Here is a 20,876-nt window from a genome sequence, read left to right on the forward strand (position 1 = left end):
ACCGCACCGTCCGGGCCGTCCGCGGCCGGGTCCGCCACCAGGCGGACAGCGGGCGGGCGTTCCGGTCCGTCAACAGGCGTGCGCCGGGCGGGTGTTCGGGCGGACGCCGTATCAAGTCCCCGCCTCCCGCGCGAAGGTCGTCACGATGTCTTGCAGGCTGTTTCAGCGGGCTGCGACGATCCCGGCATGGACGCGCGCGTGGTCGGCATACCCGAGGTGGACGGCACCGAGCAGGTGGCCGTGGTGATCGATGTGATGCGGGCGTTCACCACCGCCGCGTGGGCGTTCCACCGCGGGGCGGACAAGATCGTCCTCGCTGCCGACCAGGGCGAGGCGCTGAGGATCAAGGCGTCTCACCCGGGCTGGCTCGCGCTCAAGGACGGGGCGCCGGCCAGCGGGTTCGACCTGGTCAACTCCCCCGGCCGGATCCGGGAGGCCGACCTGGCCGGCCGCACCGTGGTCCAGAAGACCACGGCGGGAACCGTCGGAGCCCTGGCGGTCGTCGAGGCGGAACTGGCGCTGTGCGCGAGTTTCGTCGTGGCCGGCGCGGCCGGGGACCGCCCCGACGCCGGCCCTTTCCTGCACCGGGCGCGCACCTCCCCGGCCGCGGACGACCTGCGCGGCGGGCGACGCCGCGGTGCTCACCCCGCCGATGTGGAACTCTGCCTGGAAGTCGACCGGTTCGGCTTCGCCATGAAAGTGGGGCTGGAGGACGGGACGGCGGTGCTGCGGACGCGACCGGACACGGCATCGGCCGCGCACCGCGCACCGTAGATCACCATTCATGATTCATGCCGGCCGCGGGGGCGGGCGGGAAGAGGGCACCGGCCGGGCACGTAGGCTCCCGCCATGGCAAAGCGCAAGGTGCGACGGCGCGCGAGGAGGATCCTGGGTGCGGACCCGGTGGCTCTGGTCTGGTGCGAACTGGCCCGGCCCATCCCCGCACCCCCCGAACAGGTGCACCGGGCCGCGGGCAACAAACGCCTCAAGCCGGGCCGCCACTGGCTGCTCTACGCCGGCGCGGTGCTGTTCTTCTTCGTCGTCGTCCCCATGATGCTGATCGACAAGCTCGGCGACCGCCTCGAGCGCCGGCCGGCCGGCCGACGCGCCCCGCATCCCCGCAACGAACCGGAGCCGGCCTCAACCTCAAGTCCAGGGTCAGGGTTGCCCGATACCGCGTCCTCGCCCGGCGCCCCGGAACCCGGCCGGGACCGTCAGGGCCACCGTCGCCCGAGCGATCCCGCGCACGGCCTCTTCGACGGCGACTGGGAGCGCACCGCGGGCCGGCTGCTGCTGCACTGGTACGGGCACTCCCCCAACCCCCAGCGCCTGGTGATGCTCACCGGTGACGGCATCTGCCTGGCCGCCTCCCCGCGGCGCAGACTCTCCCCCACCAAAGCCGCCGACTTCCACGCCGTCGCACGGTTCTCCCCCGCCGAGGCCCGCATCGAGGCCGAGGCCGGCCGGCCGCGCGGATTTGGCACCTTCGTCCTCCACTTCCCGGACGGATCCTGGCTGGAACTGGGCCGGCTGGCAGGACCGGAGGACGCCGACCACTTCCTGCGCACAGTCAGCACCTGAGACGGACCAGGACCTGCCCGGCCGGGCTTCTTGGAGGGCTTCCCCGAACCCTTCCGGCACTCCTCGATCGCAGCTGACTGTACGTCACATTCCGTAACGGACATGCCGGTTGCGGAGTCGGCCTCCCGCGCGGCCGGACGTCCGGTGCCTGAGCGTCCCGGTCCCGTCAACGGCAGGTGCCGGTCGTCCACCGGGGGGAAATCGTTCGCCTGATGACGTGCGGGCCAGGACGCCGGGGGCATGGAGTTCCTCTGCTATCACCGCGACCGGCCCGCTTCCCTGCCGCTGCGCGAGCAGCTGCTGGAGGCCCACTGGTCGTACATGGACAGGTACGCCAAGCAGATGATCGCCCGGGGTCCGACTCTCGCGGACGACGGCGAGACCCCCACCGGAAGCGTGCACATCGTCGACCTGCCCGACCCCGCCGCTGCCCGCGCGTTCGCCTTCGACGAGCCCAACTACCAGGCCGGCGCCTACCGGGACGTGATGCTGCGACGGTGGCACAACACACTGGGGCGCACCATGTGGGACTTCCCGGGCGGCCGGAGGGGCGGCAACCGGTACCTGGTGCTCGGCCTCGGCACCGGGCAGGCCGCCGACCTCGCCGTGCCGCACGACCGGGACGAACTGATCGCCTACGGGCCGTTGCTGTCCGACGACGCCGCCACCTGGCTGGGCACGGCCGTCCTGCTGCGGGCACCGGACCCGCAGACGGCACGCGCCGTCCTGACCCCCCACGGCTACGCCGACATCGAGGTCCACGCCTGGCAGTTCGGCGGCCGGCCGTCATGACCGGCAACGGCAGCCGGCCCTCTCGCCGGACCGCCCGAGTGAACGGCAGCGCAGCACCTGCTCTGCCCCTTGGGGTTCACCGAGCGGAGTGCGGGGGCCGGGGGCCGTACCCGGGCGGCCACGGCGCGGCGCGGCCGGGCCCGCCCCCACGCCGTCCGCGATGTCCGGCAGCCGGCGCCTGGCTCACCGCGCTGCGGCGGAGCCGTCGAGGGCGGCCGCGAATCCGGCCAGAGCGGTGAAGTCGTCCCTGTGCAGACCGACGCGTGGATCGACGTGATGCAGCAGGAAGGGGGCGCGGTGGGCGGCGGCGACGTGGCGGTGGTCCGCGTCGCTCTGCTCGTCGTCCACCCAGGCGAAGGGCCGGCCACCGGCGTGGGCGATGAGTGGCGCCGACTTCCAGTGGACCGTGTCCGGGCGCTCGCGCAGCAGCGCGTCGCCGAAGTCGACGAACGGCAACGACGGCAGGCCGAGGGCGGGAGCGATCCACCGGTTCGCCTCGCCCATCCAGGTACTGGCCCAGCACAGCTCGGACCCGAGGGCCGGCAGGGCGGGACCGCGGGCCGGGTCGAGCCACACCGTCCGAGGACGCACGTAGGACGGCGGGCTGCCGGCCGCGGAGGGCCGGCGTGCCTCGGCCGGCAGGTCAACGGTGACGTAGCCCTTCGGGCACCTGCCCGAAGGCGTCGCGTACGGGTGCAGCGGCCCGTCGACATCCAGGAACAGCAACGGTCGGGGGCGAAACTGGGCGGTCGGGGAGTGTTTGCCCGCCCCGGCAGTCACCTGTCAGGATGGTGATGTGAATCTCGAGCATGTCTTCGTCTGCGGGAACCCGGCGCTGGACTTCGCCGCGACGCTGCGCGCGCGCCGTTCGGTGCGCTTCGAGATGTTCGTGACGCCGGACCGGCTGAACGCCTGGTACGTGGAGTCCGGCCTGGTCGACGCCGTCGCGCCCAGCACGCAGGCCGACGTCGAGCAGGCGAGGACCGTCCGGGAGGCCGTCTACCGGCTCGTCACCGCCCGCCGGCTCGCGGAGCCCTACGACACGGCGGCGCTGACCGTGGTGAACAGCGCCGCCCGCACCGCGCCCGCGGTGCCGCAGCTGACCCCGTCCGGGCGCTGGACGCAGGCCAGTGCCGACGAAGCCCTCTCCCTGGTCGCGAGGTGTGCCGTCGAGCTGCTCAGCGGGCCGGACGTACCGCTGCTCAAGGAGTGCGGCAACCCCGAATGCACCCGCACCTACATCGACCGTTCCCGGGGCATGCGCCGGCAGTGGTGCGGCATGGAATCCTGCGGCAACAAGATCAAGGCGGCCGCGTACCGCGCCCGGAAGAAGACCGCCTCCGCCCCGCCCCGCTGACCCTCCGCCCCCGCCGCCCGGCCGGAGCGGGCGCCTCCAGCGCCGAGCGAGGGCCGGCCGTCCCCCGGCCGCTGCCGGGCCGGCGGCGCCTGTGGGCCAGGAGGGCGCCGGCTTCCCGCGGCGATGCGGGCCGCCGGCCGGCGTCGCAGCGACGATAGGGGGTGGGCGATGTCCGATGAGTTTTTCCGTGGCCGGCAGTCAAAGATCACGGTTGGTGCGGCTCAGCCGCGCAACGGCCGCAGCGGGCACGCACCGACCGCCCACCACCCGGACACCAGACACCGAGGAACCACGATGCGCACCCTGATCAGCACCGCTTTCATCTCGCTCGACGGCGTCGTGGAGGCTCCCGGCGGCGAGCCCGGTCACCGCAACTCCGGCTGGACCTTCAAGCACACCGAGTTCCTCCCCGAGGCGTTCGAGATCAAGGGCCGGGAGCAGAAGGAGGCCACCGCCATGCTGCTGGGCCGCACCAGTTACGAGGCGTTCAGCCCCGTGTGGCCGGACATGGCGGACTTCGCCGACTACAAGGTCATGCCGAAGTACGTCGTCTCCACCACCCTCACCGACGACGACCTCGTGTCCGACTGGGGTGAGACGACGATCCTGCGCAGCGTCGAGGAGGTCGCCGCGCTGAAGGAGACCGAAGGCGGGCCGATCATCGTGCACGGCAGCGCCACCCTGAACCACGCCCTCTGCGACGCCGGCCTCATCGACCGCTACCACCTGCTCGTCTTCCCGCTCCTCCTCGGCGCCGGCAAGCGCCTGTTCAGCACCACGGACAAGGACACGCAGAAGCTGAAGCTCGTCGAGCACGAGGCGTACGCCAACGGCCTGCAGAAGCAGGTCTTCGACGTCGTGCGCTGAACCCGGCCGCCGCGCGAGCCGCGGTGGCCGGTCGGGCACGCCCTGAACTCGGGGCGGTGCGCACTGCGGTGCGCCATCGCGCCGGCAGGGCGCAGCACGGCCGTCGTGACACCGGCCTTCCCGTGCGCGTGCCGCGGTCACCTGCTCTGCGCGAGTCGCCCGGCTCCGGCTCCGGCTCCGGCTCCGGCTCCTATGAGATCTGCCCGGTGTGCTCCCCGCGGGGGGGGCGATCGTGCGCAGCCGATCCGCGGCGGGATCACTTCGCCCCCCCGGGGCATGCCCCTTTGTCCGGTCACGGCACTACAGTCGCCGCATGCGGCGAAGGACAGGCCTGGCGGTGTCGGCCGGAGCGGCGGTCCTGGCCTGGGGCGAGTGGATGAACTGGCGCTGGTCCCGCGCCCTGGTGGGCCACCATGAGGGCACCGCCGAGGCTGTCGTCGTACTCGGATACCGCAATCCGCAGAAGTCGGCGAACGCCGTCAACCGCCAGCGTGTGCGTGCGGGCATCCGCTCCGTCGCCGCCGACCGCGCACACAGCACGCGTGTGATCTTCAGTGGCGGCGCGACCGGCGGCGCTGCCCCGGAGGCACGGGTGATGGCCGGCTACGCGAGGCGGGTGCTCGCCTTCGAGGGGACCGTGGTCCTCGAAGAGGCCAGCGGGACGACCTGGGAGAACATCACGAACGTGATCCCGCTGCTGGAGGACGCCGACCGCATCAAGATCGCCTCCCAGCCCGCCCACGCCTTCAAGGCCCGCGCCTACCTGCGCCGCCAGCGCCCCGATCTCGCCACCAGGCTGGTGCGCGCCGGCGACTACCGCCTGGGCGAATGGACGGCCCTCAAACCGCTGCTGGCCCTGTACGGGCTGTGGACCCTGCGCGCTCTGACACCGGGCGAACGCACGATCACACCGTAGGCGGCGCTGCCGCCGGAGCCGTCCGGGACGGCGCGGCCCTGTCGGCCGAGAGCCGGTCGCCCCAACAGACGCGCCGCCGCCGGGGCAGGGAACCGCCTCACAGCGCGGCATCAGGCCGACCGGGAGATCTGCCGCGTTATCACCGTCCCGGCCCGCCCGCGCCACCGCCTCACCGGCACCGGCACCGAGCCCGGTGGACCGGCCCGCGCCGGCGCTCAACCAGGCGGGCCGGGCGGCATGAGCGGCCCCGCCGGTGCGGCAGGCCGGGCACAACCACCCACCGCAGCAAACCTCTTGCTCTTGCAAGTAAGATGCAACAAGCTAGTGGGGTCCTTACCTGCCGTGCCGGACCTGGAGTCTTGTATGCCCCGATGGATGCCCGATGCCGGACCGCAGCGCATCCTCGCGGCGTCGAACCTCGTCTACACCCTCGGCAGCGGTCTCCATCTCACCGCCGGGGTGCTGTACTTCACCGAGGCGGTCCGTCTTCCGGCGGGCGAGGTGGGCCTCGGTCTGGGCATCGCCGGTCTCCTCGCGCTGGCCCTGGGGGTCGCGGTCGGCCACCTGGCCGACCGCCGCGGTGCACGCGGCATCTATGCGGCGACCCTGGTGGTGCAGGCGCTGGCCACGGCCGGCTTCGTCCTGGTTGACGGCTTCTGGCCGTTCGTCGTGGCCGTCTGCGCGGCCGCCGCGGCGAAGGCGGCCGGCACGGCCGCCCGCTCCCCGCTCATCCGGCACCACGGAGGAGACCGGCCGCAGCAGTTCAGGGCCTACCTGCGTGCGGTGACCAACGTCGGTATCTCCCTGGGTGCCCTGCTGGCGGGCTGGGTGGTTCAGGTGGGCACGCTCACCGCCTACCGGGGGATGGTCGCCGGCAACGCGCTCGCGTTCGCGGCCGCGGCGGTGATCCTTCTCCGCCTGCCGCCCCTCGCGCCCCTGCCCGCCGCCGGCGGCCCGCGCCGCATCGCCCTGCGAGACCGCCCCTACCTGCTGCTGACCGCCCTGGACGGCGTCATGGCCGTCCAGTTCAAGGTGCTCACCGTGGCCGTCCCGCTCTGGATCGTCGGCGCCACCACCGCCCCTGCCTGGCTCATCTCGGCCACCATGCTCACCGGCACCGTGATGGTCGTCGCCTTCCAGGTCCGGGCCGGCCGCAGCGTCGACTCCCCCGCCGCCGGCGCCCGCGCCTACCGCCGGGCGGGCGTGGCCTTCCTCATCGCCTGCTCGCTGTTCTCGCTGTCCGCGGGCGTCCCCGCGGGGGCGGCCGCGGCCCTGCTCCTCACCGCGGTGGTGATCCACACGGTCGGTGAACTCTGGCACTCGGCGGCCGGTTTCGAGGTCTCCTTCGCCCTCGCCCCGCACCACGCCACCGGCCAGTACCTGGGGGTGTTCGGTCTCGGCGCCGGCCTGGCCGAGGCCCTCGGCCCCGGACTGCTCATCGCGCTGTGCATCACCTGGGGCCGCCCCGGCTGGTACGTCGCCGGAGCCGTGTTCGCGCTGACGGGCCTGGCCGCACCGCCCGCGGTGCGCTGGGCACAACGCCACCACCACGCTGCGCACACCCGGCCGACACCCGCGCACCCGGCATCGGCCGCCGCCTGACCCGGAAGCGGACAAGGGAGCAGCCCGGCACCGGCCCGCGGCCCGCGCGGACACCGCGGCGAGGGGGCCGCCCAGCCCGGGCGGCGCCGCCCCCGCGCCGCCCCGGCCGCACCGCCCGCCAGAGGGGTGCGCCGCCCACCCGGGGGGTGCGCCGCCTGCCGCACCACTGCGGGATGAAAACGCGGCGGGCAGGGTGTGTCAGCCCGAAGCAAGCTCCGTTCGCGCAGGTACGGTCCCCCGCATGGTGACGCCCGACCACCCCTGTCCCGGCCACCGCTCCCCCGCCGCCCTGGCGAAGGGAAACCCGCGACGCCGGGCATGCCGGAGGGCGGTCACGCTCCTGCTGTACACCGTGCTGTTCGCCGCCCTCGGGGCGGCGACGGCGCCCGCGGCACCGGCAGCCACCACCCGTGCCGCCCCGGCAGCGGCACCGGCAGCGCCCGCGGCCCCCACAGCCCCAGCGGCGCCGGCGGCGGCGGCGCCGACCTGCCAGGTCGGCGCCTACGTCACCGACCTCTACGGACTGGACGTCTCACCGCGGACCATCAACGCCGACTTCTGGCTGTGGAGCGTGTGCCCCAGCGCCGGCCTGGACGCCACCCGGCGCCTGGAGTTCATCAACGCCACCCAGGTCAGCCAGAGCGACCGGTCCGTGGAGAAGGTCGGCGACCAGTACTGGTCCCAGGTGAAGGTCTCCGGCACCTTCCGCCAGCAGTTCGACCTCAGCGAGTACCCCTTCGACAAGCAGGACGTCCAGATCCAGGTCGAGGACTCCCAGCTCAACGCCTCCCAGTTCGCCTACGTCGCCGACCGGGCGAACTCCGGCTACGACCACGCCATCAGCCTCGACGGATTCGAGATCCGCGACTTCAGCGTGCGGGTGGTCACCCACACCTACCAGACGTCCTTCGGCGACCCCCGCATCAAGCACGGGCAGCAGAGCCGCTACAGCCAGTTCGTCATCGAACTCCACCTCGACCGCGTCGACCTGGCCGGGTTCATCCGCCAGGCCTGGCCCGCCTACGTCGCCTTCCTCATCTCCCTGATGTCCTACTTCATCTGGGCACCGGAATTCCTCACCGTGCTCGCGGCCCGCCTCGGCATCCTCGGCGCCTCCCTGTTCAGCGTCGTGCTCAGCATGCGCTCCACCAGCCTGACCGGAACCCAGTTCGGTGTGACCCTCGTCGACCAGATCCACCTCGCCACCCTGCTCTACACCCTCGTCGGCGTCGGCTGCACCACCTACATCCTCCTGAGCTGGGCCAACCCCGACAAACGTGCCGCCGTACGGCGCACCAACCGCATCGTGGTCTGGTCGATGACCGCCGCCTACGTCGTCGCCAACGCCATCTCCATCGGCTTCGCCGTCACCTGACACCCCACCACCAGCCCCCCGGTGTACGCAGCCCGGCCGGCGGCGCCGGTCACCCGGCCTGCGGGGCTGCGGGGCTGCGAGGAGGACGACGTGATCGGCCTCGACGTCGAAGCCGAGCACCCCGACGGCCATGGTGTCGGCGGCGCCGCTTGGTGCGGATACTGGCGGTCATGGCCCTCTACGACGTACTCGGCGCGACCTACACCCGAACCCGCCGGGGCGATCCGCGGATCGCCGCGCAGATCCACGCCGCGCTCGGCGACGCCCGCGAGGTGATCAACGTCGGTGCGGGCAGCGGCTCCTACGAGAGCGCGCGCACCGTCCTCGCCGTCGAACCCAGCCCGGTCATGATCGCCCAGCGGCCGCCCGGCGGTGCGCCCGCCGTGCGGGCCGTCGCCGAGCACCTCCCGCTCGCGGACGGCTGCGCGGATGCCGTGACCGCCCTGCTCACCGTCCACCACTGGAGCGATGTGGCGGCCGGCATCGCCGAACTGCGGCGCATCGCCCGCCGCCGCATCGTCGTGTTGACCTGGGACCAGCAGGTGTTCAAGGAGCGGTTCTGGCTCGTGCGGGACTACCTGCCCCAGGCGGCCGCCCTCGACGACAGCCGCGCCGTGCCCCTCGAGGAGCTGGCCGGCCTGCTCGGCACAGCACGCACCCAACCGGTTCTCGTCCCCCATGACTGCCAGGACGGATTCGGCGCCGCCTACTGGCGCCGCCCCCACGCCTACCTCGAGCCCGCCATACGCGCCGGGATCTCCCTGCTCGCCCAGAGCGGCGAGGACGTCCTCGCGCCGGGCCTGGCCCGCCTCGCCGACGACCTCACCACGGGTCGCTGGCACACCCGCTACGCCGACCTGTTCGCCCACGAAAGCCTCGACGTCGGCTACCGGCTCCTCGTCACCGACACCACCCCCTAGCCCCTCCCGCCCCCTCCCTTGCGTGCACCGGCACGGTCAGCCGGCCCACGACACACACGGGGCGGTACTCTCTGCGCCCGGCCCGGTGCGCCGCCGGCGGTCACAGGGGCAGGGGGGGCATGGGGACAGCGCGGCAGCGGCAGGCCGGAACAGAGGCGGGCACGCAGGCGGAGGCGGCGGGAGAGCGGAGTCTGCTGCCGGTGCTCGGGGTGGTCGTCGTGCTGGCCGCCGTACTGGAACGCTGTCTGTCGCTGTTCGGCGGACCGAAGACGTACATCCTCTGCGACGGCCTTGCAGAGCTGTCCGGACGGTTGGAGCAGGAAGCGAGCAGGAACCGGTGGGCCCTGCTGGCCGGCCTCGTGCTGTCCGTGACAGCACTGGCCCTCTCCCGCCTGCGCCGCGGACGCGTCCTTCCCGTGCTCATGCTGTCTTCGGTGCTGGTCCTGGTCGTCGTGGCCGACGACTGTGCGGCGCGCGCCGACGCCGTCGCCCTGCAGATCTCCGCATCCCAGACGTGCGAGGAACCCACCACCGTCTACGACACGTCCCGAGGCTGGTTCCACTTCGATCCCTTCGGCCAGGCGCCGTGACCCCTTGGGATCTGCCGGGTCCGGGCGGGGTTCCCGGCGGCGAGGCGGAGAAGGGCCGGCGGCCGGCCCCGGTCGGGCTCGCGCGGCGGCGCGGGTCGCTGCCCGGCCTGGGTGATCGCCGCTGCTGCACCCTGGCCTACGATCTGCGGACACCAGCAGGCGGGCCGCGGTCGTGTCCGAGAAGAAGTGCGCGGTGGCGGGCGTTGCGTTCTTACCGGGCCCTGTGGGCTCTGGCCGCCGTGGCGTCCGCCCGCGCCGGCTGTGGCCGGCTGGCCCCGCCGCCGGTCCCGGACGGTGAGCCCACCGAGCTGCCGCCCCAGCGGATGACGACCGTGTGGAGCGACGGCAAGGGCGGCGTGCTGAAGCTGAAGCCGGACGGAACGTTCACTGCCGACCGTGTCTGCGGCGACTACGACATCGACGCCTTCGGGCCGAAGAACGAGCCCCGGTCGGGATCGGACACGTGGAAGGCCGACGACTGGAAGGGACAGACCAGCATCACGGTCTCCTACGACCCCGGCGACGTCGACTCCGGCTACGAGGCCCTGCGAGAGGGCACGACCTCGAAGCTGTGGACCTACGTCGGTGACCCCGACGACGGCCACTCGCTGTGCGTCCTGGCCGAGCGGCACGGCTGAACCCGGCGGCGGCAGACCGCCGAGGCCCACCCTTCTGCCGTCCGGCCGGCCTCACCGGGCAGCCCGCACCGGGCACCGCGGGAGGACACCCCCTCCGTGCGGTGCGGGCCGCAAGGCATCGGGACGGGACGAGAAAGAAGGGGGGAAGGCCGCCGCCTCACCGGGGGTGGCGGCCGGTTCAGCCGGCGCAGTCGTCCGCCGCCACCGGCTGGGGCTTCGACAGCGACACCTGGTCCTTGACCGTCTGGTCGTCGGGGTCCTTCACCGGGGACGTCGCCGTGAAGTCGGTGAGGGCCCAGTAGTGGTGGCCGTGCCCCTGCAGCGGGCCGGTGCCGGTGTGCTCGTAGTCGATCCACAGCACCCCGCTGACCTGCTGCCGCTGGTAGCGGTGCTGCAGGTGCGCCTTGTGGCCCTTGGGCACGAACGCGCTGAAACTCTGCGTCGTCCCCCGCGACGAGCCCCACGTGTACTGGAAGTCCGTGCGCAGGGACGCCTTGACGAGCTCGCTGAGCCCGATCTCGACGCTCGCGCCGACCGTCACGCTGTTGGAGGTGGTGTACTCGCTGTGGTCGCTGTAGGTGATGTTGTTCTGCTCGTTGCCGCCCCGGCAGTTGGCGTAGTCGGCCGTCAGCGGCTCCCAGGGGCCGAACCCCTTCGTCTCCGGCTCGCCGTAGGGGTAGAAGCCGCACGCCACGCCGGGCGCGTCGGCCTGCCGGTCCACCGCGCAGTCCTCGACTATCTGCCGGGCGGTGATCTGGCTGTCCGTCGGCGTGTCCGGGTAGGAATCGGCGGGGCCGCCGAAGACGGTGCCGTCGGCCAGGCAGACGTACCTGGCCCGGCAGGAGGTGGGCGTCTCGGCGAACGCGGTCCCGGCGCCCACGGCACCGAGACTCACGGTGGCTGCGGTCAGCGCGTACAGGCGGGCTTTGCGACGGGTCATCGGCAGGTCTCTTCCTGGTGCGAAGTCCCTGCGTGAGCCGGACCACGCCCCCGCACCATCCCACCCGGTTCACGCCCCGCTCGGGGGGCTGCGGGCGGGGTCATGGGCCGTTCTGCTCCCCCAAAGGTCCAGGGCGGGCAGCCGCGGCCGCGCGCAGCGGGGGTGGGGGGCTTGTGGCCGAAATACCGCTACGGGACAGGCCGGTCCGCCCCTCACGCCGGCATGGCGGCCCGTCGTGGTCGGTGCCGGGCCGGGCCGGGCCGGGGCGCGGGCCGGAAGGCGACAGCGAAGGCCGGGCCGGCATGCCGCGGGCGCGGGCAGCCGCCCCGGACAGGGGGTGGGGGGTGGGGGGTGGGGTGTCGGGCTCAGCGAGGAGGGTGGTGGGGGGTGGACGGCACGGCAACGCCGTGGGGGCGCCGCCGTGTTGGAGTGCGAGCCTAGAAAAACCGCCCCGGCAGGCACAAGCGTTCCCCCGACAACGTCCGGAAGGACCGGCCGGCGTTCGGTGAACCGGCCGGTAACGCTTACCGTTTGCTGATTTTGGCCCCCCTCCCGCGCCTCCGGTGCGGCCGGCGTGCCGCGCCCCGGTGGCCGCGCGGGGCGTGAGGGAGCACGGGCGGCATGCCGCGGCAGCCATCAGGTGGCGGCGTGCGGGGCAGCGGACCGCCGCCTGCCTGGACCGGGCACCGCACCGCACCCGGCACGGGCGGGGCGCGGCCGGGTCCGTGGCCCGGCCACCCGGCGGCGCCCCGCGCAGCGGGGAGGGTGCCGCCCGTCGGGCCGGGCCCCACCAGGGCCGGCACGCCCCTGTCCGAGGACAGGCGGGGGCGATATCCGGCCATGCGTGCGCGCTGCCGGCCTGTGATCGACGGCTTGGCGTCGACCGCTTCACCCGCCCCAAGTCCGCTGCCCGGGACTATGGTTGAGCGATGCGCGCGCATCCTGTCGGCCGGCCGGCCGATCTCGACGTGGTGCGGGAGTCCTATGACCGCGTGGCCGACAACTACGCCCGTATGGTGATGACGACGGGAGTCGGTGACAAGGCGTCGATCGACGCCTTCGCCGACACCGTGGACGGGCTCGGGCCTGTCCTCGACGTCGGCTGCGGCCCCGGAACGGTGACCGCCTACCTCGCCGGCCGCGGACTATCGAGGTGTCCGGGGTGGATCTGTCCGCCCGCATGATCGACCATGCGCGCCGTCTTCATCCGCACTGCCGTTTCCGTGTCGCCTCCGCCACCGACCTCGACCTCGGTGAAGCGTCTGTCGGGGGCGTGCTCGGGTGGTGGTCGTTATTCAACCTCCCCCGTGACGTGCTTCCTCAGGTTCTCGCCGTGTTCGCGCGCGCGTTGAAGCCGGGCGGGCACTTCATCACCGCCACCCACGTCGGTGACGAGGACGCGGTGCGGACCGAGGACTACGGGGGCGTGCCCGTTCGCTGGACGAGCTACCCATGGCGGCCGGAACAACTCATCGCCCTGATCGAGCAGGCGGGCCTGCGCACGGTCGCCGAACTCCGGCTGCCCGCCGAGGAGTACAGCGGGCCGGGTGTGGTCGTCATGGCCAGGCGCCCCGGCTGACGCTCCGCCCGCGCAGACGGCACCAGGTCCGGGCCGGGGCCCGCCGCCTCCCCCCGGGGGGCCTGGGCAGGCAGCCGAGCCTCCTTCGCGACCGCGGAAGGAAAAGCCGCGCGCGCCGCCCGGCGCTGCGGCCGGGAAGGTCCGCCGGGTCGCGGGAGGCGGTACGGGGAGCGCGGAATTGCGTTTCCCCGGGAGGCGGTACGGGGGTGCGCGGGCACGGAAAAATGTGTTTCGGCTGTTGCCCCGGCGTCTTTACGGTGGCGCGGTGACGACTCAGGTGATCGTGGTCAACGGTGGTTCCAGCTCGGGGAAGTCCGCCGTCGTGCGGTGTCTGCAGGCCGTCCTGCCGGGTCCGTGGCTGGCCTTGGGGACGGACACGCTCATCGAGGCGATGCCGGCGTCCCTGCGGGCGTCGCAGGGCGGGATCGAGTTCGCCGCGGACGGAAGTGTGAGCGTCGGGGCCACGTTCCGGGCGCTGGAAGCGGCGTGGATCGAGGGGGTCGCAGCGATGGCCCGGGCCGGTGCCCGCGTCCTCGTCGATGAGGTGTTCCTGGGCGGGTCGGCCTCGCAGCAGCGCTGGCGCCATGCCCTGGGTGGCCTGGGGGTGCTGTGGGTCGGCGTCAGGTGTGACGCGGCCGTCGCCGCGGGCCGTGAGGTCGCACGGGGTGATCGGACCATCGGGATGGCCGCGTTGCAGGCCGACGTGGTGCACCGCGGTGTGACCTACGACCTGGAGGTCGACACCACCGGCGCGGAAGCGATGGCGTGCGCACGGACCATCGCCGCCCAGGTCACATGAGCGGACGCCCCCCGGCGTTCTGCCGCCCGGCCGGGGGCACCGGGACACCTCGGGCAGCGGTCGTGCGCGGGCGTCCGCCCGGCCGATGCCCCCCTCCTCTCGCCGCGGACGCGGGCGCCTGGCCGGCGTGGTGCGGCACGAACGCACACGACGTCGGCATGCCCCCCCTGGCCGGTCCGGCCGCTGCGCTTGTCCGGCATCCGCTCTCACACCGCGCTTGCTGCGCGCCCCCCACTTCGTGTGCTGCACGATCGATCTCCTCCGGGCGTCCAGACCGGATCCTGGCCGACTGCCGCGGACCGGCGGGTGGCGACGAAACCGGCGCCACCCGCGTCGTGTTCGTTGCCCCGACTGCCGCGGACCGGCCCGTTGACGCGGCAGCCACCGGCGCCGGCTGGGGTCAGCGCATGTCCCACTCGTCCGCCAAAACGCAGTCAGGCACCGTGCACGCCCAGTTGTGGAAGCCGGCGACGAAGAAGGCCTCGACAGCAGGATGTCCCCGGCCCGCTGGGCCCGTACCGGCAGCCCGAGTTCCTCCGCTACGGCCATCGCCCTCCGCACAGACCGCAGGCGGCATGCCACGGTCCCGGGCATCTTCCTGGAGCTGTGCGGTCCCTTCGGTGGGAACTTGTCCGACCAGGCCAAGCTCCTCGATGCAGGCCTGCGGACCGCACCAGGCGTCCACCGCGACAGCGGCCAGTTCCCCAAAGGTGCGGCAGCAGACCGTGAGGGCCTCCTCGTACGGCGGCGCGGTGGGGAAAGGACATCCGGCCCGCCGTACCAGAGCACCGTGCGGCCGGTCATGGATGCAAGGAGTGCGGGTGAAGCCCTGCGCCCCCATCGTCGTGGCCACTTCCTCGATGCTCATGGCGGACCGGAGCGGGCCCACGGTCCTGGACGCCGACACAGTCCCGCCGCGCTGTGCCGGCGTCGTCGATGACGGAGCACATCGGTGCACCCCCCTTACGGTGTGGTGCTCGACCGCGTCGTGCGGCACGCTGATGCGCGGCGGCTGAACAACCGGGCTCCCACCAGCCTGTGAGACCGGCGGATCGGCAGAAGGAGACGACGCCTCGGCATCCGGGTCCGGCGGGCTCCTCAAAGCGGGTTCAGCCCTTGGCCACCAGACAGAAGGGGTGCCCGGCCGGGTCGAGGAGGACCCGCCAGCGATCCTGCTGGGGCTGGTACTGCGGCCTGCTCGCGCCGAGATCGAGCAGCCATGCCTCGGCCTCGTCGAGGTCGTCGACGTCGAAGTCGAGGTGGAACTGCTGAGGAACGGTCTGCTCCGGCCGGCGGGGAGCCCGGTAGTCGTCGACCCGCTGGAAAACCGAGGAAGAGTCCGTCCCCGTCGCGGAGAGCGGCAAAGTGGGCGTCGGACTTCGGATGCGGCTCGAGACCGGTGGCCCGCTGGTAGAACGCCGCGAGCGCCGGCGGGTCGGGGCAGTCGAGTGTGATCGCGGACAGCTTCATCTGCGATGGCATGGCAGCTCCGGACCGGTCGGTGGCTCTCGCGACCTCCCACCCTGGCCGCGCGGAAGGAGTACCGGGGCGAGGGCGTCAGGCGAGGGCTTCAACCGGGCCCGAGGCCGGCAGCGCTGCCGCCAGGGCGGCCGGCACCTGCTCTTCGAGGCGTGGACGGCTGCGTTCCCTTCGCCGGCGATCCGTGCGAAGGACTCGTCTCGCCCTGATCATCGCCCTGCGCAAAAGCAGCCGTGGCCGGTCGCGGCCGCCCAGGGGCCACAACGCCGCGCGCCCCCGGGCCCGGCCGCCGAACGCCGCCGCGCCTCACGGCTTCTTCGCCCTGCTCGCCCTCGACGTCGTCCGCCGGCAACCTCCGCCGCACCCCTCATGACCGTATGACCAGCACACCGGGCCGGCGGGCACGCGGACCGGCACGCGGCCGTGACCACCGGGCGCGGGCCCGGTGGCCGCCTCCCCCGGGCGGCGCCGGCGCACACGCCCCCGGGGGCCCCGCAAGACCCGCAACCGGGCGAGAGGCAACCGAGTTGATCCGACCCCATGCAGGGACGGGCGCCCCGGGACGCTCCGGGCGGACTGCGCGGCCGGACAGGACGGCCGCGTACGGCGGGGGCCATCTCCGGTCGTTCGCACGGTACTTCACAGCCGGCGGGCGGGTGTCGCGCAAGGCGTCGGCGTCTCACGGTGGACCAGGTGCGCGGTCGGTCACCGCTGTTGCTGGGGAGTCGGGCGGGGCGCTGTCCGGGTGACTTCGCCCGTGTCGCGGTGGATGCGCGGTCGGCGGGTGCGACAGGTTGGAGCGGCAGAGAGTCCGATTCTCTACCTACCGCACGAAAGGGCTGCCGTGAAGAAGGTAGGCATCTACGCGACCCTGTCCCTCGCCGCTGCCATGGCGTGGACGGGCACCACCGCGAGCCAGGCGTCCGCGGCACTGCGCACCGACCCCGTACCCCCCGCGAAGATCAACGTGATCTTCAACAACGGCGGCTGGATTGGCGACATCTCCAACACCGGGGACGGCAACAGCAACAACGTCCAGGTCGGCAACCTTCAGGGCGGCACCCAGGGCGGCACCGGCAACACCCAGGGCGGCACCGGCAACACCCAGACCGCGGCGCAGGGCGGCACCCACAACATCCAGAACGGCACCCAGGGCGGCACGGGCAACGTGCTGGGCGGTACCCAGGTCGGCGGGAAGAAAAACACCCAGGGCGGCGTCCAGGGCGGCACCCACAACGTCCAGGGCGGCACCCAGACCGGCCGGACCAACACCCAGGGCGGCGCGCAGGGCGGCACCAACAACGTCCAGGGCGGCACCGTCAGCGGCACCCGCAACACCCTCGGCGGCTCCCAGGGCGGCACCGGCAACACCCAGGGCGCCACCCAGGGCGCCGGGAACAACAACACCCAGGGCGCCACCCAGGGCGGCACCCACAACCTCCAGGGCGGCGCCACCCAGGGCGCGACGCTGGCCAGCGACGAGGACATCGACAAGGCCACCGACCGGATCATCGCCGACTCCTTCGCGATGGCCTCCCACCTCGCCACCCCCTGACCCCCCTGCCCTCCCTGACCCCCCTGCCCCCCTGACGCCCCCGGCGCGGGCCCCGCTGCCGCCGCATCACGTGACGGCAGCACCGCCCCCCCCCGGCAGCCGCAGCCGCGATCCGCAGCCGCGGATCCGGGGCCCTCACCGGACGGCACCCGAGACGACCCGGCATCTCCACCAGCCCCCCACGGGGGGCGTGGGCGGCGCCGGGGCGGGGGCGTGTCCGGCGGGCCCGGGGGCGCCGGGTGCGGATCGCGGCCGTCGTCGTAGGTCATGAACCAGTGGGTGCCGACGTGGTGGGCCGGCGTGTCCGGGTGGTGCGCATCGAGGAGGATGCGGCAGACGAACTGCGCGGCCGGGCAGGCCAAGGCGGTGTCCATGGGTGTCGAAGGAGCGGACCGCCACGGGCCAGCCGTCAAGGTCCTCGCCCTGCATCCGCCAGCAGTACAGATCCTTTGTGTTCCGTGACCGCCCAGATCAGCAGCCCGTCTTCCCGACGGTCCGTCCACGGCTCCTGGTTCAGGTCCAGGCAATCCGTCGAAGCCACCCACGCCGAACGTCCCGGCCATGCGCCGGCAGTCACCCGGCAGTTGGGTACCCGCCCGCGGCTGAACCGGGCCCCAGCCACCTCCGGCCGCCGGGCACGGCCGCGACCAGCCGGTGATCTCCCTCAGCCGCTGCACCCAGCCGGCCCCGGCCCCGCCCTCGTTCTCGTTCTCCTTAAGGGCGGCCGCCGGCATCTCCGGCACCTGCCGGTGCGCGGCCACCAGCACCGGCCGTAGAACCCCAGCAGCATCGTGTGCCGTCCCCGTGGCGACCCGCCCGGTCCCCGCACGCCCACACCCCCCTCTTCACCACCCGCCCCGGCAGAGGGATCCAGGACAGCCGCCCGCACCGGCACACTCCCCCGGCCGTCGGATCGGTGAAACCGTCCAGGACAAGGGTGCGCGCAACACCGAACCGGCCGGCGAGCAGCCCGGTCAGCGCCTGCGGCTCAAGGCCGGCGGGCAGAGACAGATGACCGCCCCCGGAGCCGGAGCCGGAGCCGGGCCGGCAGATCATCCACACTCGCGTGCGTGAGCTCCATGACGCCCCCGTGAAACCCACCGGCACTGGCCACGCAGGGCGCCCGCACACCTGGGCATCCAGGGCTGCGCCGGACACAGCCTTCGGCCCTGGGGTGCCGGGATGATCCCGATTCATAAGGAGTTCGCACAGAGCACCGTCGCCCGCGAGCAGCAGGCCGGGGCCGCGTGGCTCGCCGAACTGCCCGGAATCGTGCAGGAACTACTGGCGCGCCGGGAATGCGTGCCGCGGGGCGGGGTCATGCACGGGGGCGTGGGGGTCATCGTCCCGGTACGGCGGCGCTTGGAGGACAGCGCCGCGCTGACGGTGTCGTTCCCGCAACCCGGCAACGTCCACGAGCCCGACGCGTTCGTCGCATGGGGCGGGTGCGGTGCCGTCCTGCTGCACGAGCGCGACGACGAACGGTTCGCGATGCTGCTGGAGCGGGTCCAGTCCTCGACGGCCGGGTCCAGTCCTCGACGGCCGGCGTTCAGGACGGCGACGAGGTGATGAGGGCCGCCGGACGGCTCAACCGCCGCCTGGCCGTCCCCGCACCGCACAGCCTGCCCCGGCCCCTGCTGCGTGAGCAGGGTCGATGCCTGGCAGGAGCACCTGGGCAAGAACGCCGCACAGCTGCCGCACGCACTGCCGCAGCAGCTGCTCGATGCCGCCGCGGGGGACCGCCCGGGAGCCGGGCCGGGCCCAGCCGGACACCCTCGTGCATGGCGACCTCCATGCCCGCAACAACCTGCGCGCCGGCCGGGAGCCATGGCCGGCCGTCAACCCCCAGGGGCATACGGGAGATCCCGCCTACGACGGCGCCACCCTGGTGAAGTCCCGTGCGCTGACACCCCTTCAAGCCGATGACCTGGGCAAGGCCGCCCACCGCATCGTGGACGTCCTCGCCGAGGCCGCGGAACTCGACCGTGAACGCGTCCGGCGGTGAGCCCGGTTGCCTGCCGCCCCAGGCCGCGTTCCGGGGCCGCCGTCACAGGTCCCGTGGGGCCCGCAGCGGACCACAGCTGGACCGGCTCACCGCATGCGCCGACCGCCCGGCCCCGTTGCTCACCCCACACCCCTCATGCGTGACCGTGCCGGCCCGGCCGCAACCGGTGCACGCACCGGTATACGGCCACCGTCGCCGGATACCGCCCCCGCACACGCACCAGGCACGCCGACGGCGGGCACGACACGGCGAAAACGCGCCCGCAGGCACGCATCATCCCCCCACAGCCCCTGCTGCCTCCTCGGCGCCCGCGGCGCCCTCGGTGCCCACGGCGCCCTCGGTGCCCACGGCGCCCGCGGCGCCCACGGCGCCCACGGCGCCCACGGCGCCCACGGTGCGCTCGGTGCCCGCGGGGTCCGCGGTGTCCTCGGCCTCCCAGCGCAGCAGATCGCCCGGCTGGCACTGCAGCACCTCACACAGCGCGGCGAGCGTGGTGAAACGCACCGCCCTGGCCCGGCCGTTCTTCAGCACCGCCAGATTCGCCGGCGTGATCCCCACACGCTCCGCGAGCTCGCCCACCGACATCTTCCGCCGGGCCAGCATCACATCGATGTCCACGGCGATCGGCATCAGATCACCTCGTCCAACTCCGCCTGCATCCGCGCCGCTTCCCCATCACGGGCAACAGCCTGCACGAGGAGCATCCGCAGCACACGCACGATCAGCGCCACCCCCAGCACAGCCACCCCCACGCCGCCCATGATGACAGTGACCCCCGGATCGTCCCGCTGCCCCGGCGCGTTCACGGCCGTCACCGCGAACCACACCACAGCAGCCGCCACGATCGCACCGGTCAACGCGTCCACATACCGGAACGCGGCGTGAGAGAACACCGTCTCCCGCCGCACCATCCCCACCAGCCGCCCCACACAGACCACAGCAACCTGCACCGCCACCATGCCCACGGCCGTGAACACCCGCAGCCAGGCCAGCGCCGGCGACCCGCCCTCCGGATCACTCCCACTGGCCACCACCCACACCATCGACACCTGCACGAACACCGTGCCCGCGAACACCACCACCAGCACAGCCCGCAACGCCCCCACCATCAGCCTGCCCACAACCCCACCCTCCTCACGAATGACAACCGAAATCTATCGAAACTCGATAGGACGGGCAAGCCGCGGCATCCCCCGCCACCCCCAGGTGCACCACCACAGCCGCCACAGCCGGGAACGATCCCCCACCATGGACGGACCCCAAAGACGGACATCGGGCACCGGGCCCGACAGACACCATTTCGACGCCGTGCCCAAAGCACCAAGTTCGAGCTGCGCACGTCTGCTGATCGCACAGGTCCCGCACCACGGCGGACGCCAGGAGACGGCCCCGCACCACGGGCAGGGACCCCCGGGGACCCTCTCGCCACCGGGCGGACGCGTCACCCCCTCCCCCGGCACATGACGCGCCCGGACAGCCGGATCCCCCCACGGGAGGCGCAGACCACCGGGGCCGCAGACCACCGGGGGCGCAGACCACCGGGGGCGCAGACCACCGGGGGCGCAGACCACCGGGGGCGCAGACCACCGGGGGCGCAGACCGCGGAGAAGGCACGACGGCAGCACCCGCACAGCAGGACAACGCAGGAGAACCATGCCGCCGGCACCAGGCCCCCACGAGCCCGGGCGCGCGGGTCCCTCAACGGCCGGCGAGACGGCAGCACGGCAGCACGGCAAGCAGCCGGGCCGACCAGCCCCCCCCCGCGCACAGGGAACGTCCGCGGCCTGCCCCCCCCACGGGGCCGACACCAGCGGCAGGACGGGGCCGCAGCGACCGCAGCCCGGGACCGGGGCCAGGGCCGGCCACATGCCGCCTCGCGAG

At 73.3% G+C, this 20,876-nt stretch carries 18 protein-coding genes and 3 pseudogenes; 16 read left to right on the forward strand and 5 right to left on the reverse strand.

From position 1 onward, the window contains the following. Positions 1–186 precede the first annotated feature (186 nt). The 3 genes from BLW57_RS00785 to BLW57_RS00795 all read left to right on the forward strand — a co-directional run bounded on the left by BLW57_RS00785 (position 187) and on the right by BLW57_RS00795 (position 2,373). Positions 187–774: a 2-phosphosulfolactate phosphatase gene (locus BLW57_RS00785; protein WP_176985390.1), complete on the forward strand. Its 588-nt coding sequence runs from the start codon at positions 187–189 to the stop codon at positions 772–774. Positions 775–849: 75 nt separating this feature from the next. Further along, on the forward strand, positions 850–1,581 hold the full coding sequence (locus tag BLW57_RS00790) for a hypothetical protein (protein WP_093471402.1): 732 nt from the start codon (positions 850–852) through the stop codon (positions 1,579–1,581). A 240-nt stretch (positions 1,582–1,821) separates the two neighbouring features. After that, on the forward strand, positions 1,822–2,373 hold the full coding sequence (locus BLW57_RS00795) for a YciI family protein (protein WP_093471403.1): 552 nt from the start codon (positions 1,822–1,824) through the stop codon (positions 2,371–2,373). 183 nt (positions 2,374–2,556) lie between these two features. On the opposite strand, the gene BLW57_RS00800 is transcribed toward BLW57_RS00795, so the two are convergent. Then, positions 2,557–3,099, reverse strand: coding sequence for a hypothetical protein (locus tag BLW57_RS00800; RefSeq protein ID WP_256339313.1), 543 nt, complete (start codon positions 3,097–3,099; stop codon positions 2,557–2,559). A gap of 70 nt (positions 3,100–3,169) precedes the next feature. Between BLW57_RS00800 and BLW57_RS00805 the strand changes: the two genes are divergently transcribed. The 8 genes from BLW57_RS00805 to BLW57_RS00840 all read left to right on the forward strand — a co-directional run bounded on the left by BLW57_RS00805 (position 3,170) and on the right by BLW57_RS00840 (position 10,638). After that, entirely contained in the window at positions 3,170–3,730 is a 561-nt protein-coding gene (locus BLW57_RS00805) for a CGNR zinc finger domain-containing protein (protein ID WP_093471406.1), read from the forward strand. 294 nt (positions 3,731–4,024) lie between these two features. Then, positions 4,025–4,597, forward strand: coding sequence for a dihydrofolate reductase family protein (locus BLW57_RS00810; protein WP_093471408.1), 573 nt, complete (start codon positions 4,025–4,027; stop codon positions 4,595–4,597). A gap of 313 nt (positions 4,598–4,910) precedes the next feature. Continuing rightward, the gene (locus BLW57_RS00815; protein WP_093471409.1) at positions 4,911–5,513 is read left to right on the forward strand and encodes a YdcF family protein; all 603 of its coding nucleotides are present in this window, start codon (positions 4,911–4,913) and stop codon (positions 5,511–5,513) included. 375 nt (positions 5,514–5,888) lie between these two features. Beyond that, positions 5,889–7,115 (forward strand): MFS transporter, encoded by a 1,227-nt coding sequence (locus BLW57_RS00820; protein ID WP_256339314.1) that lies wholly within the window; start codon positions 5,889–5,891, stop codon positions 7,113–7,115. A gap of 241 nt (positions 7,116–7,356) precedes the next feature. Next, complete coding sequence (locus BLW57_RS00825) at positions 7,357–8,490, forward strand: ligand-gated ion channel (RefSeq protein ID WP_093471413.1); 1,134 nt, start codon at positions 7,357–7,359, stop codon at positions 8,488–8,490. Positions 8,491–8,660: 170 nt separating this feature from the next. After that, entirely contained in the window at positions 8,661–9,410 is a 750-nt protein-coding gene (locus tag BLW57_RS00830; RefSeq protein ID WP_093471415.1) for a class I SAM-dependent methyltransferase, read from the forward strand. A 119-nt stretch (positions 9,411–9,529) separates the two neighbouring features. Beyond that, positions 9,530–10,000, forward strand: coding sequence for a hypothetical protein (locus BLW57_RS00835; RefSeq protein ID WP_143051555.1), 471 nt, complete (start codon positions 9,530–9,532; stop codon positions 9,998–10,000). 203 nt (positions 10,001–10,203) lie between these two features. Further along, positions 10,204–10,638: a hypothetical protein gene (locus BLW57_RS00840; protein ID WP_093471418.1), complete on the forward strand. Its 435-nt coding sequence runs from the start codon at positions 10,204–10,206 to the stop codon at positions 10,636–10,638. A gap of 178 nt (positions 10,639–10,816) precedes the next feature. Here the strand turns inward: BLW57_RS00840 and BLW57_RS00845 are convergent, their stop codons facing one another. Then, positions 10,817–11,578, reverse strand: coding sequence for a hypothetical protein (locus tag BLW57_RS00845; protein WP_093471420.1), 762 nt, complete (start codon positions 11,576–11,578; stop codon positions 10,817–10,819). Positions 11,579–12,507: 929 nt separating this feature from the next. On the opposite strand from BLW57_RS00845, the pseudogene BLW57_RS42935 reads away from it, so the two are divergent. Together BLW57_RS42935 and cpt are read left to right on the forward strand one after the other, a co-directional pair. Next, positions 12,508–13,157, forward strand: a pseudogene (locus BLW57_RS42935) (class I SAM-dependent methyltransferase). Between the two features lie 265 nt (positions 13,158–13,422). Further along, positions 13,423–13,956, forward strand: coding sequence for a chloramphenicol phosphotransferase CPT (gene cpt, locus BLW57_RS00855; protein ID WP_143051556.1), 534 nt, complete (start codon positions 13,423–13,425; stop codon positions 13,954–13,956). A 1,109-nt stretch (positions 13,957–15,065) separates the two neighbouring features. On the opposite strand, the pseudogene BLW57_RS00865 reads toward cpt, so the two are convergent. Next, positions 15,066–15,438, reverse strand: a pseudogene (locus BLW57_RS00865) (VOC family protein). Positions 15,439–16,279: 841 nt separating this feature from the next. Here BLW57_RS00865 and BLW57_RS40800 point away from each other — a divergent pair. From BLW57_RS40800 to BLW57_RS42945, 3 genes are all read left to right on the forward strand, one after another. Beyond that, on the forward strand, positions 16,280–16,990 hold the full coding sequence (locus BLW57_RS40800; protein ID WP_093694806.1) for a hypothetical protein: 711 nt from the start codon (positions 16,280–16,282) through the stop codon (positions 16,988–16,990). A 1,182-nt stretch (positions 16,991–18,172) separates the two neighbouring features. Then, complete coding sequence (locus BLW57_RS42940; RefSeq protein WP_371127764.1) at positions 18,173–18,559, forward strand: hypothetical protein; 387 nt, start codon at positions 18,173–18,175, stop codon at positions 18,557–18,559. A 154-nt stretch (positions 18,560–18,713) separates the two neighbouring features. Continuing rightward, complete coding sequence (locus BLW57_RS42945) at positions 18,714–18,995, forward strand: aminoglycoside phosphotransferase family protein (RefSeq protein WP_371127765.1); 282 nt, start codon at positions 18,714–18,716, stop codon at positions 18,993–18,995. A gap of 411 nt (positions 18,996–19,406) precedes the next feature. Here BLW57_RS42945 and BLW57_RS00890 read toward each other — a convergent pair. Both BLW57_RS00890 and BLW57_RS00895 read right to left on the reverse strand, forming a co-directional pair. Continuing rightward, positions 19,407–19,625, reverse strand: a pseudogene (locus BLW57_RS00890) (helix-turn-helix domain-containing protein); the annotation flags it as partial. Further along, the gene (locus tag BLW57_RS00895; protein WP_093471427.1) at positions 19,625–20,116 is read right to left on the reverse strand and encodes a DUF2975 domain-containing protein; all 492 of its coding nucleotides are present in this window, start codon (positions 20,114–20,116) and stop codon (positions 19,625–19,627) included. The pseudogene BLW57_RS00890 and the gene BLW57_RS00895, both read right to left, overlap by 1 nt. Positions 20,117–20,876 lie beyond the last annotated feature (760 nt).

The sequence above is a fragment of the Streptomyces sp. 1222.5 genome (genome assembly GCF_900105245.1).
Classification (GTDB): domain Bacteria; phylum Actinomycetota; class Actinomycetes; order Streptomycetales; family Streptomycetaceae; genus Streptomyces; species Streptomyces albidocamelliae.